Genomic DNA, 12,342 nt, shown 5'->3' with positions numbered 1-12,342 from the left:
GGATCCCGGCACGCCTCCGGGTTTGCTGAGTGCTGGAGTGAAAATCAACAGCCAGTTTAAACAGAGCCATTATTTTAAGTAAACTTCTATCATTTTTTAAACTAAAAGTTAATAGAGTAATATAAGAGGAATTGATAAGGAGATTTCCAGATGAAAATAAACGACTTTTATAGGGATGCAGCCAAAATAAGTCTGAATGATAGTATCGCGGCGTTATTTCCCTCCCTATTAATAGTAGGAGGCAATTTCGCTTTTTTTAACGAACCGGATATTATGAAGCTTGCGATCCCATTTCTCTTTTATAGCATATTCTGTTTTCATATCTATCTTTTTCGCATAAGGCAGTCGATACGAATTGTCAGGAATATCAAAAAAAACATGATCCCGGAAGAAACGGAACGCTCTTTATTTGAGGCACAGCAGCTTTTGGTTTTATATCAAAATTGCCAGTACCCTAAACTGCAGCTGTATTTCCCTGACGGGGTATTAGCCGGTTCAATAAAGAAAATTCAGCTAAAGAGGTTCATGAAATGGAGGACACCGAAAACCTATGCACTTTTCAACAACCAGGAAGAATCCATTGGTTTGTTTCAACTTCAGGCTGGCGATATTAAAGTCTATGACAGGAATATGGTTTTCCGTGGTTCCTTTAAGAAAAAAAAATTACGGAAAAAGGTAAGGGGGCAGCTGGTGGACCAAGATCGTAAAGTGATTGGTTCTGTGGAAGGTTCAACCATGTTTATGGATGAACAAGTGTTAAATGAAAACAATCGGGAAGTTGCCAGGTTGAGACGGGGATGGATGCCATTGGAATGGAGTCCGTTGTTTCCGGAACCGAATACGCCGGTCCTTTCCTTAAGTGGCGATTTATCTGAGTCTGAAAAGCTGCTGGGAATGGCTTTTTTAATTCAAGAGTATTTTGTCGAAAGATAGGGCTAAATTTGTTTCCCAAAGCCTGTTTGTTTGGTATCATTAACTAGACTATTTAAAATACGGTTCGGAGGTTTTTAGGGTGAAACTTGACATCATTAAGGGACATGGATCAGGAAATGATTTCTTTTTAGTAGATGAAATCACAACTGGCTATACATTTACGGAAACAGAAAGGGCGGAACTCGCAAAACTAATCTGTAACCGGGAAACTTCCTTGGGGGCGGATGGAGTTTTATTTATTATGAACAGTGGACGGGCAGACGGAAAAATGCGTGTATTTAATGCGGACGGATCGGAAGCCTCAATGTGCGGAAACGGACTGCGGTTGGCTGCCCGCTATATTTGTGAATGGAAAGGGCTTGACCATGCAGTGGTTGAAACCATGAAAGCTGACTTAAAAGTGAGCAGGTATCAGGAGCTTTACCCGAATATCCAAACCTATCAGGTGGAAATATCCCCGGTGTTGTTCGAACTAGAAGCTTTACCTTTAAATTTGCCACAACCTGTTTTGATGAATGAACCGGTCCATGAACTGTCACAGGAATTGAGATTTACTGCGGTGGCTGTACCCAATCCGCACCTGATTGCACTAGTGGATGCGGATACTCTAAAAAGTGACACACAAAGACGCCTGAGCGAAAAAGTGAACGGGCCTAATCATTTATTTCCGGACGGGGTGAATGTAAGCTTTGTGAAGGTGCTTCAGTCTGGTGAAATATATGTCAGGACATTTGAACGGGGCGTTGGCTTCACGAATGCCTGCGGAACCGCGATGTCGGCTTCTTCCCTTGTTACTTGCCTTCAGGGGCTGAATCAGTTTGAGTCGGCGATTGAAGTCTATAACAATGGCGGCAAAGTCAATTGTATCGTTCACTCACAGGACGATGTGTACCACATTGATTTAATCGGCAATGCCACATACTTATACGATGCCAGTGTGGATGTGGATTTTGAAAAAGGCACCTTTACGATTGCATCAAAAACTAATTTTGCTGAGCAAATATCCTATGAAAAACTGCAAACAGAAGTGCAGCAATATTTAAAAGAGAATTTAAAAGGATAAGGAACGGTACCTTATCCTTTTTTCTTCGCTTGATTTTTTAAAATTTCCAAGACAGGGGCAAAAGGCTGAATCTCCTTGGTATTAAAATAATCTTTAAATGGGTCGCCCTGCTGCTTGATTCTCTTCAAGGCTGTATTTAATGAAAAGTTCTTTGGTACCAGCTTTGCGTCCACTTCCTCCCAATATAACGGGGTGGCAACTCCTGCATGTTCATTTCCGCGCATCGAGTATGGGGCTACAATCGTCTTTCCTTCACCATGCTGTACATAATCGACGTACAGCCGGTTACCCCGGTTTCTTTTCATTCTTTCAATCGTAAAAGAATCAGGATCCTTAGAAATTAGATATTCAGCGATAAAACTGGTAAATAGCCTTGTATCATCATAAGTAAATTGCCCTTCCGGAAGCGGGAGGTAGATTTGCAATCCTTTATTTCCGGAAGTCTTGATAAAGCCGATTAAATTCAGCTGATCGAGCACTTCTTTAATCAGCAGTGCGGCCTTAACAGCCAATGGAAAGGCATCAATCGACGGGGGATCCAAATCAAAAACAATTTCGCTCGCACCTTGGCTGTAAATGGTATGAAACGGAACATGAAACTCAATGGCCAATTGATTTCCCAGCCAAACCAGTGTCTTGAGATTATTGCATAGTATATAGTTGATATCTTCCGTCTGATATGTCTGGACAAATTCCGGGGCATAGTCGGGACAGTTTTTTTGATAGAAAGGTTCCCCGAACATGCCATGAGGAAAGCGGATGACCGTCAATGGCCGATCTTTTAAAAAAGGCAGCATATATGGCGATACTTCCCTCAAATATAAAATATAATCCGCTTTTCGGATGGCGTGATTTTCCCAAAGAGGTTTATCTGGATGGGTAATTTCCAATTCATCAGGCAAATTCTTCTGCTGAAACATAAAATGATCATACGTGCAGTCTAGAGGCTGCAGGTCAAAACGGAAACGATGGAAGTGTGGTTCGCGAAGCTGGTTTTCGAACAGTTCAAGATACTTCACTTCCAGACAAATGGCCGGTTCGACATAAATAAATTGTTGATCTTCATTTATTTTATTATGCTTGACGATTTGGCCAAGTGCCTGCTTTTCATCAGGTTTGAACCCAAAAAGAACCTGCCCGATATTGACTGGTTTTTGGTCTTGATAGACCCCGACATAAAAATAACCGTTAGTTTTATCGAACATCGTGACAAAGCAATTGACATACTTCCAATTTTTATACTTCAACCAACTAGTTGAACGTTTTCCTTCCTCCCATGTACTGCTATTATTTTTGGCCACAATTCCTTCTCCGTCATAGAGAACCACTTTTTCCCAAAGATCGTCAAAGTTGTCATACGCAATAACAGGCTGCAACAGCTGACTGCTGATCGGGTCAGCAGTTTCTTCAAGACCCATGGATTGGAAAAAATCCATAAGCATTTTTTTACGCTTGTGAAAAGGAAGAAAGTGCAGCGGTTTTCCTTTTAGCATTAGGACATCAAAAACCATTAACCGGCAAGGGGTTTGCCTTGCCAGTTCTTGGATTCTTATATTCGATTTTAAGCGGCCGCGAATTTGCAGGCTCGAAAAGTTTGCTTTATAAGGGTTTTCGAGCAGTACCAGTTCGCTATCGAACTGCAATGGTAAAAACGGTTTGAGTTTATCTTCCAACTTCAATAAATAATCGCTTATTTCGGGAAATTGTCCCAGCAGCGATCTTTCATTTCGGCTCATTAATTCCATTCGATTTTCATCCCATCCCAATAACGCCCGAAATCCATCATATTTAACCTCATAAATCCATCCGGGTTTGATTGGGGGGTCAAACGTAAGGGTTGGCAGCATAGGTTTCATCGGAATGTTCCCTTTCTGTTTTAGTCTTATTTTGGCTCATTACTTAACAATCATCCATTTTCCAGCTGTTTATAGGAATGCCTCGATGCGCCGGGCACAAAATAAAACAAAAAGATGGGAGATATGAATCATGCATACAATGTGGAAGGGCAGTATCAGCTTTGGTCTGGTTAATATTCCAATTAAGCTCCATACTGCCACAGAAGATAAAGATATCAAGCTTCGAACGTTGCACAATAAATGCCATGCCCCAATAAAATATGAAAAGGTTTGTACCGTTTGTGAAGAAGAAGTCAAGCCAGAGGACATTGTAAAGGCATATGAGTATACAAAAGGCAAATTTGTAGTGTTGGACGAGGAAGATTTAGAAAAACTTCGTAAGGAAAACGAGGACAAAGCGGTTGAAATCATTGATTTCGTTAAAATAGAGGAAATTGATCCCATTTATTTTGACCGAAGCTATTATATGTCCCCAAATGAGGGAGGGAGCAAGGCCTATTCGTTACTGCGCAAAGCACTTCAGGATTCCCAAAAAGTCGGGCTGGCCAAAATAATAATCAGGTCCAAAGAACAGCTTGCGGTCATTCGGGTGTATGAAAACACGTTAGTGATGGAGACGATTCATTATCCTGATGAAGTGAGAAAAGCAAGCGATGTGCCAAATGTACCTGCCGACGATAAAGTGACCGAAAAGGAACTGGATACGGCCATCCTGTTGATTGACCAATTGACATCAGAATTTGAACCTGAAAAGTATACCGATGAATATCGGACAGCCTTATTGGAACTAATTGAGACCAAACGCCAAGGACAAGAGTTTGTTACAACTGCTGCAAAAGATACGCCATCGAATGTGACCGATTTAATGGCAGCTCTCCAGGCATCGATTGACCGGACAAAACCGGGTAACGCAACGGGAGGTAAGGAACGGCCCAAGGCAGTTGCGGGTGTGGAACGTCCCAAAGTCGCTGCAAAACCGGCAAAAGCCGCTCCAAGGAAAAAAGCACCGGCAATTGTCAAAAAAGAAGCATAAGAGTAAGAAGAGCAGGGGGGACCCCCCTGCTTTCTATTCTTCCAAATGGTTCTTGCAATAATCAAAAACAAGTTGTTCCTCGTCTTCCTCGAGTTCAAAATCAAGTACCTCTTCTGTCGCGTGTTCGTAGAAGTGATAATTGGAAATTTTCATCTCTTCCCCATCAACGACAAAAAGAACTCTTAAGCCAACTCCTTTTTCGGAAAAAAGTTCGTCTTCTTCATCAACCTCAAGTTCCAAGAAGAATTCATAGCGGTCCCCTGAAAGCAGCCCAAATGGATCTACCAGTTTTTCAACTGTATGCCCGATAATGTTCAAGTAAATCATCCTTTGCTATTTTTATCGTACTTATTATACACATCTTTCTGCTGTAAATAAAAAATTGCAGACTACTCTTCAAATTATTGCAATTTTGTCACAAGAGATTTGAATAATATGTGAAATGTTGAACATGTTATTACACCGGATTGATGCGATACGATAAGATTATGTTGAACTAAAGACGAGAGTATTAGAGGGATACATATGACTGTTATTGGAGAGGTATTGGAATCTGAATTGCAGCCCTTTTTGCAATCAAGAAGAAACTTTTACCAGCTGCTTTATCTTTTATTTATGGAACCAAAGGCAAATCTATTTTTCTGTGATTTAGGTAAAGACATTCCATTTCATGAACTGGAGGAAATTCATGAAGCAGGGGGAGGATTGTTAGGGCAATTTTTTTATTGTTTATCAGAAGATCAAATACATCAAGAGAATGAAGAATATCACCGATTGTTCTTAGGACCTGGCCTAATGGCCGCACCCCCATGGGAATCCTATTACCGCAACAAGGATCATTTACTTTTTGAGGAGTGCATGTATCAAATTAGGGAGTTTTATCACCAATATGGTCTCCAAAATGTAAGCGAAAACCGGGAACCAGATGATTCTCTATTGCTGGAACTGGAATTTATGATTTTTCTATCAGAACAATGTTTGCAACAAACCAACCTGGAAGCACTAGAACCATTCGTGGCAACACAGATTGATTTTCTTAATGACCATCTATTGATTTGGATACCTTTATTTTGTGAAAGAATTATCAAAAACACAACCAGCCAATTATATTTAGGAGCAGCCATGCTCCTGGAAGATTTTTGCCGGTTTGATCTGGAAACACTTACTGAAACCATGGAGGCATTAAGACATGTCTGACAAGAATCCGTTCCAAAAATTTTTAACCAATAAAATGCAGCGCAGGACGTTTTTAAAATGGTCAGGCGCCATCGGTATTCCGGTCATTGCCGGTGGAGTGGGCACCAAAATGCTTGTTGACCGGAGACAAGACACAAAACCTGTAAGGGCAAAAGGAACAGAAGAAATTGTGTCAACGTGCAGCATCACAAATTGCGGCGGCAGATGTATCATTAAGGCTCATGTAAAGGATGGGAAGGTCGTTAGGATAAGCACGGACACCCAAAAAGCCGGTGACAGGGCTGCTCCACCCCTAAGAGCATGCGTCAGAGGCAGAAACTACCGAAAGATGCTCTATGATCATGACCGATTAAAATACCCAATGAAGCGGGTCGGCAAGCGAGGAGAAGGGAAATTTGAGCGAATCTCCTGGGATGAAGCCATTGAAACAATCGCAAAGGAAATGAAGCGAATCGGCGATACCTATGGCCCTGAATCCAGGTATGTAAACTATGCAACAGGCCAAAGCAGCGGTCTCCATGGGGGGCGAAATTCAGCCAGAAAGTTATTATCGCTCACAGGAGGATTTCTCAATTACCGGCTTGACTACAGCGCAGGTGCCGCTGAAGCTGCCACACCATATACATATGGCACCAACATGACAGGAAGCAGCTTTGATTCGCTGCTGCATTCCAAATACATTATTTTGTGGGGTCAAAACCCATCAGAGATGATATTTTCTACTCCATATCGGGAGTATTTAATGCAGGCAAAGAAAAATGGAGCAAAAATAGTCGTCATTGATCCACGCTACTCTGACACAGCAATCGCTTTTGCCGATGAATGGATTCCCATCCTTCCAACTACCGATACAGCGCTTATGGATGCGATGGCCTACGTAATCGTCACAGAACATTTGCATGACCAAGCATTCCTTGACAAATACTGCATTGGCTTTGATAAGGACCATATGCCGGAAGGGGTTCCGGAAACCGAGTGTGTGAAAAGTTATTTGTTAGGGGAACAAGATGGCATACCGAAAACACCGGAATGGGCTGAAAAAATCTGCAGGGTGCCAGCAAATAAAATCAGACAGCTTGCCAGGGAATATGCCACCACCAAGCCAGGTGCTTTGATTCAAGGCTGGGCGGCACAGCGCCAGGCTTATGGTGAGCAATATACGCGCGGCGGTGCACAGCTTGCCTGTTTGACTGGAAATGTCGGCAAACTCGGCACCTGGGCAGCAGGAACAGGCAGCTGGAGCCGCACCAAAATGATTCAACCGTTGACATATGAAAACCCTGTGAAAGCTTCGATTCCATGCTTCCTTTGGACAAAGGCTGTTGAAAAAGGGACGGAAATGACAGCAGCTGACGGGCTGCAGGGTGTGGACCGATTAAACTCCGATATTAAGCTTATCGTGAATTTGGCAGGGAACGCCCTGATTAACCAGCATGCTGATATCAATAAAACAACCAAGCTTCTCGAGGATGAATCCAAAGTGGAATTCATCTTGGCCAGCGACATTTTTATGACTCCAAGTGCTAAGTATGCCGATATCTTATTGCCAGGGACCACCTTTTTTGAACGGCATGACATTGGCTTTCCTTGGGGCGGAGGCGACTATGTTATTTTAGGAAATAAAGTTATCGAACCGTTATATGAATGCCGCGATGAATATGATGTATTTGCCGCAGTGGCGGAAAAACTTGGGTTGAAAGAGCAATTTACAGAAGGGAAAACAACACTTGATATTGTAAAGGAAAGTATCGCGCGGACAAGAAAGGAAATAGATCCTAAATTTCCTAATTATGAAGAATTCAAAAAGATGGGTGTATTCCATTTCAAATTTGATGAGCCGCTAGTGGCCTTTAAAGAACAGATTGAGGATATTGATACGCATCGATTCGAAACACCCTCCGGTAAGATTGAATTGTTTTCAAAAGCGTTATGGGATATGGAACAGCATGATGAGATTCCCGCGATTGCCAAATATATTTCTTCCTGGGAAGGACCAGAGGATCCGCTGATTAGTCAATACCCATTACAATTAACCAGCTGGCATTACAAACGGAGATGCCACTCCACCTATGACAACCAAGAATGGCTGGAGGAAGCGGCAAAACAAGAAATGTGGATGAATCCTAAGGATGCCGAAACACGTGGAATCAAAGATGGCGACAGGGCTCAAGTGTTTAATGACCGCGGTACCTTGGTCATTGATGTAAAAGTAACGCCGAGAATCACTCCAGGGGTGTGCGCGATTCCGCAAGGCGGTTGGTATACCCCAGATAAAACAGGCATTGACCAGCGGGGAGCGGTTAACGTATTAACCTCTCAGAGGCCAACACCGCTTGCAAAAGCAAATCCACAGCTAACCAATCTTGTAGAAGTGAAAAAGGCATAGGGAGTGAGGAGAGTTGGCCCAACTAGGATTTTATATTAATCAGAGCCTTTGCACTGGCTGTAAAGCGTGCAGCGTTTCCTGTAAGGATAAAAATAAACTCGATGTGGGGATAAATTTTAGACGGGTTTATACCTTTGAAGATGGAACTTTTATAGAGCAGCCTGGCGGCGGTATTGTCCACAACATAAAAGCGTATTATTATAGTATTTCTTGTAACCATTGCACGAATCCAAAATGCCTTCCAAGCTGTCCGGTTGGCGCGATTTTTAAGGATAAAGACAATGGCGTCGTGACAATTGACCAGAAGATATGCCAAGGGACCCAGTTATGTGTCAAAGCCTGCCCGTACGGTGCTCCCCAATATAATAAAAAAGTATTTAAATCCAATAAATGCAACCTTTGCATCGATCTTCAAGAAAAAGGCGAGGAACCGGTATGCGTGGCAACCTGTCCAATGCGGGCGATTGAATTCGGCCCAATCGATGAGTTGCGAAAAAAGTATGGAAATGTCAGTCAAATTAAAGGGATGCCAAGCGACACCATCACAAATCCCAATTTGGTGATTACCCCTCATAAGGACGCGAAACTGTCAAGTTCATGAGAATAAGGAGATTGAAGGGGGCTGCAGGACGAAAATGGAACCTGCAGCCCTTTTTAAAAGAGGTGAAAACGTGTCTCTATTAACAAAATGGCTGGAAAGCATGCACGTTGACATGGAATTTACACCAAAATGTTCGCGGTTTAGAAACCTCAGGTCCAGCTGCCGGTTTTGCTTTGATGCGTGTAAGACGGGTGCCATTTCTATTGAACAGCAGGAAATTCGCATTCAAATCGATAAATGCAATAACTGCGGCGATTGTATGGTTTCCTGTCCGCTGTCTGCTATAGAAGGAATTTCACGAGTTAGAACCTTTGAAAACGGGAGTCTTCAGTACAATAATCAATATGCCATCTCGGAGAAAGAGCTCCTCATCTATAATGAAAAAGGTATCCATTCGGTTACTTCCAGTGATTTCCCATTAAGTGAGCAATGGAACACGGCTATAGAGGGAGCAAATCAGATATTGGCTTTGTTGGAAAAAGGTCCAATTACAGTTTTAACCCGTCCAGACGGAGAAAAGTTATCGAGAAGAGAGCTGTTTTCGTCCTTAATAGAGCAAGGCAGGCATCTAGGAAAAGAGTTGTCACCAGCTGCTTGGAGAATTGCACCGGGGGAGTGGATTTTGACGAATTATTTTCCAGATGATCAATTTTATACCGTGCAAATAGATAAAGAAAAATGCAACCTGTGTCAAGCCTGTTTCCATCTTTGCACACAAAATGTATTCCTGCTTGAGAATTCTACACTGCGGATTAATCACGGGAATTGTGTTAATTGCAAAGATTGTACCGATATCTGTCCGGAATCTGCCATTCAGATTAATTTAGATATAAAGAAAAAGGCGATTAGTCAATCGCCGGTGGCTTATCATACTTGCCAGAATTGCGGCACAAATTTCACTTCATCCCATGATAACCAACAAGAATGCCATGTTTGTAAAGCACGGGACCCGGAGTGGTTAAGTCCACTAGGATAAATAAAAAAGCACCAGCAGAACTGGTGCTTTAACTTTTATGTATGGCGGAGAAGGTGAGATTCGAACTCACGCGACGGTTACCCGCCCTAACGCATTTCGAGTGCGCCCCCTTATAACCACTTGGGTACTCCTCCAAAGACAAATATAAAATGGAGCGGGTGAGGGGAATCGAACCCCCGCCGTCAGCTTGGGAAGCTGAAATTCTACCATTAAACCACACCCGCATGACTATCAAGGACGATTATTATTATAGCATAATAAGTCCATTTGTAAAAGAAAAAATTTACGGAAGCAAAAAAATAAGAGCTGGAACGTCAGCTCTTTAAGATGGATTCTCTTCTGGCGGCGGTTTGATGGCCATCAATGTAACGATAGAGGCCAGAATCGCCAAGCCGCTTAACAAAATAAATATCCAGTGGGTGGAATACTTTAATAACAACGCTATAATTGGCGGACCTGCTGCAACGCCGATAAATCGCATGGAACTATAGATGGAGGTGATGGTTCCGCGCTCCTTCTTTTCAACGCCATCTGTAATAAGAGCATCCAAACTAGGAAGGCTGATTCCAATTCCTATACCTGCGATTAAAAACATTAACAGCATATACCACAATTTAATCGAAAACCACAGTGCGGCAATCGACAAGGCCGCCGCCAGGATTCCGCCAAACGTAAGCCATTTCATCAGAACTTTATTTTTTTTAATTAACTTGCCGCTGATAAATGAGGACAAACAAAGTGCCCCAAGGGGCAAAGCCAAAAAGAAGCCTTTTTTTAGATCCTTGATACCATATTCTTTTTCAAAGATTTCCGAAAGGTAAAAAAGAATACCAAATAGGACCAACATCATAATACCGCCAATAAAAAATATCGCATACAGCCACCGGCCGTTTTCCGTAAAGGTTTTCTTCACATTAATAATGAAATCCTTGAATGGAATAGGCTTTTCATGTTTTTTAGGGGACTTGACAAGAAATAAAAGTAAAATAATGGATATAGCGCAAAACACTGGGAAAGCCAAAAACGGCAAAAACCAAATAAATCCCGCTAAAAAAGCACCAAATATCGGACTTAAAACTTTTCCAAACGTATTCGATGTTTCTATTAACCCTAAACAGGTACTGACATCATCTTCTTTTTTAAACATATCTCCCACCAGTGGGAGAACAATCGGAAAAGCACCTGCAGCACCGACCCCTTGCAACGCCCGGCCAACTAGTATAATCCAGTAGGCCTGCTCAAACTTCCAAGCCGCCCATCCGGAAATTAGGCCGCCTGAAGCGGCAATAATGAGGCTGGGAATGATCACTTTTTTTCTGCCAATATGGTCAGATAAATAACCTGCCACAGGAATGAGCAGGATTGCAATTATGGAATAAACAGTAATCACTAAACTTGATTGAAAGGATGTTACCCCTAATTCTTCCTCCAAGGCAGGGAGGACAGGAATTAACATTGAGTTTCCTAAGGTCATCACTAATGGAATAGATGATATTGAAAGAATTGCCCACTTCTGCTTGGAGATTTCGCTCGACTTTTTTTGTTCTTTCTCGGAACTTTTACTTTTACTTTTACTCTTAGCGGTTGGTGGGTTATTCGATAATCGTTCGATATGCTCCATTTTTCTATCTATCCCGCTTTCATTTTTGATTGTAATGTTAATATGGTCTTTTTTTTAGAAAAAAAACGAAACGAAACAATCCTTTTAATGGCATTGAAAAAATAAGCCAATTTAGAAAATTTGAACAAAACCGCTTGACATGGGAAGGAATCTTTAATATGATTGAAATCAATAAAACGTATTAAAGTAATGGCAATGAGGAAGAGTAGTACCTATTTCGGATTCCCTAGAGAGCTGATGGCCGGTGCAAATCAGCGTTGAAGAAATAGCGAATGGACTTCTGAGCTTCCAAACCGAACCGTCCAATTGGGATCAGTAGGCTTTGGCGAATTTCTCATCGTTACATGAGACAGATATTAAGCATTTGCTCGATATCGGTGAAAGTGAGCTATTGATTTAGCTAATGAAGGTGGCACCACGGGTCTCCCGTCCTTTTTATAGGATAGGGGACCCTTTTTATTTACAGTCCAACAATTTAATAAGCAAACTCGTTGAACAAGAGGAGTACACATTTTTAGTTTTTCACAGAGAGTCGGGGACAGGTGGGAGCCCGGCATGGACGGAATGGTGGAATGGGCTTGTGAGAGGGATCTTGAACCTAAGTAGGGATCAACGGAGTTCCACCGTTAAAAGGATAGGATATTGTTCGTTTATACGTCAGTATCTGAAAGAGGAA

Annotated in this window: 10 protein-coding genes, 2 tRNA genes and 2 other annotated features (1 of these 14 only partly in view); of the genes, 7 read left to right on the top strand and 5 right to left on the bottom strand. The window is 42.1% G+C overall.

Going from position 1 to position 12,342, the window contains the following annotated elements; all coding sequences use genetic code 11:
• Window positions 1–150: 150 nt before the first annotated feature.
• Window positions 151–933, top strand: a complete 783-nt coding sequence (locus ACY8D0_RS18060) for a hypothetical protein (RefSeq protein ID WP_462411890.1) — start codon at window positions 151–153, stop codon at window positions 931–933.
• 79 nt (window positions 934–1,012) lie between these two features.
• Window positions 1,013–1,996, top strand: coding sequence for a diaminopimelate epimerase (gene dapF, locus ACY8D0_RS18055; RefSeq protein WP_462411889.1), 984 nt, complete (start codon window positions 1,013–1,015; stop codon window positions 1,994–1,996).
• An 11-nt stretch (window positions 1,997–2,007) separates the two neighbouring features.
• On the opposite strand, the gene ACY8D0_RS18050 is transcribed toward dapF, so the two are convergent.
• The gene (locus ACY8D0_RS18050; protein ID WP_462411888.1) at window positions 2,008–3,852 is read right to left on the bottom strand and encodes a DNA ligase D; all 1,845 of its coding nucleotides are present in this window, start codon (window positions 3,850–3,852) and stop codon (window positions 2,008–2,010) included.
• Between the two features lie 130 nt (window positions 3,853–3,982).
• Here ACY8D0_RS18050 and ku point away from each other — a divergent pair, with 130 nt between their 5' ends.
• Window positions 3,983–4,885 (top strand): non-homologous end joining protein Ku, encoded by a 903-nt coding sequence (gene ku / locus ACY8D0_RS18045; RefSeq protein ID WP_462411887.1) that lies wholly within the window; start codon window positions 3,983–3,985, stop codon window positions 4,883–4,885.
• 33 nt (window positions 4,886–4,918) lie between these two features.
• Here the strand turns inward: ku and ACY8D0_RS18040 are convergent, their stop codons facing one another.
• Complete coding sequence (locus ACY8D0_RS18040; protein WP_462411886.1) at window positions 4,919–5,212, bottom strand: DUF6509 family protein; 294 nt, start codon at window positions 5,210–5,212, stop codon at window positions 4,919–4,921.
• Between the two features lie 198 nt (window positions 5,213–5,410).
• On the opposite strand from ACY8D0_RS18040, the gene ACY8D0_RS18035 reads away from it, so the two are divergent.
• The 4 genes from ACY8D0_RS18035 to ACY8D0_RS18020 all read left to right on the top strand — a co-directional run bounded on the left by ACY8D0_RS18035 (window position 5,411) and on the right by ACY8D0_RS18020 (window position 10,045).
• The gene (locus tag ACY8D0_RS18035; RefSeq protein ID WP_462411885.1) at window positions 5,411–6,082 is read left to right on the top strand and encodes a TorD/DmsD family molecular chaperone; all 672 of its coding nucleotides are present in this window, start codon (window positions 5,411–5,413) and stop codon (window positions 6,080–6,082) included.
• Window positions 6,075–8,468: a DMSO/selenate family reductase complex A subunit gene (locus ACY8D0_RS18030; protein ID WP_462411884.1), complete on the top strand. Its 2,394-nt coding sequence runs from the start codon at window positions 6,075–6,077 to the stop codon at window positions 8,466–8,468. The genes ACY8D0_RS18035 and ACY8D0_RS18030 overlap by 8 nt, the downstream gene beginning before the upstream one ends.
• A gap of 13 nt (window positions 8,469–8,481) precedes the next feature.
• Window positions 8,482–9,069 carry a DMSO/selenate family reductase complex B subunit gene (locus tag ACY8D0_RS18025; protein ID WP_462411883.1) on the top strand — a complete coding sequence of 196 codons (588 nt, stop codon included), beginning with the start codon at window positions 8,482–8,484 and terminating at the stop codon, window positions 9,067–9,069.
• 70 nt (window positions 9,070–9,139) lie between these two features.
• Entirely contained in the window at window positions 9,140–10,045 is a 906-nt protein-coding gene (locus ACY8D0_RS18020; RefSeq protein WP_462411882.1) for a 4Fe-4S dicluster domain-containing protein, read from the top strand.
• Between the two features lie 42 nt (window positions 10,046–10,087).
• On the opposite strand, the gene ACY8D0_RS18015 is transcribed toward ACY8D0_RS18020, so the two are convergent.
• From ACY8D0_RS18015 to ACY8D0_RS18005, 3 genes are all read right to left on the bottom strand, one after another.
• Window positions 10,088–10,179, bottom strand: a tRNA-Ser gene (locus tag ACY8D0_RS18015).
• Window positions 10,180–10,195: 16 nt separating this feature from the next.
• Window positions 10,196–10,269 (bottom strand) — tRNA-Gly (locus tag ACY8D0_RS18010).
• Between the two features lie 98 nt (window positions 10,270–10,367).
• Window positions 10,368–11,666 carry a bacillibactin exporter BcbE gene (locus tag ACY8D0_RS18005; protein ID WP_462411881.1) on the bottom strand — a complete coding sequence of 433 codons (1,299 nt, stop codon included), beginning with the start codon at window positions 11,664–11,666 and terminating at the stop codon, window positions 10,368–10,370.
• A 186-nt stretch (window positions 11,667–11,852) separates the two neighbouring features.
• Window positions 11,853–12,103 (top strand) — a binding site (T-box leader).
• 45 nt (window positions 12,104–12,148) lie between these two features.
• Window positions 12,149–12,342, top strand: a binding site (T-box leader) (it continues 57 nt past the right edge of the window).

Source organism: Neobacillus camarae, assembly GCF_054950115.1.
The sequence above is the reverse complement of the archived record's forward strand: the minus strand, read 5'-3'. Positions and strand labels throughout refer to the sequence as shown.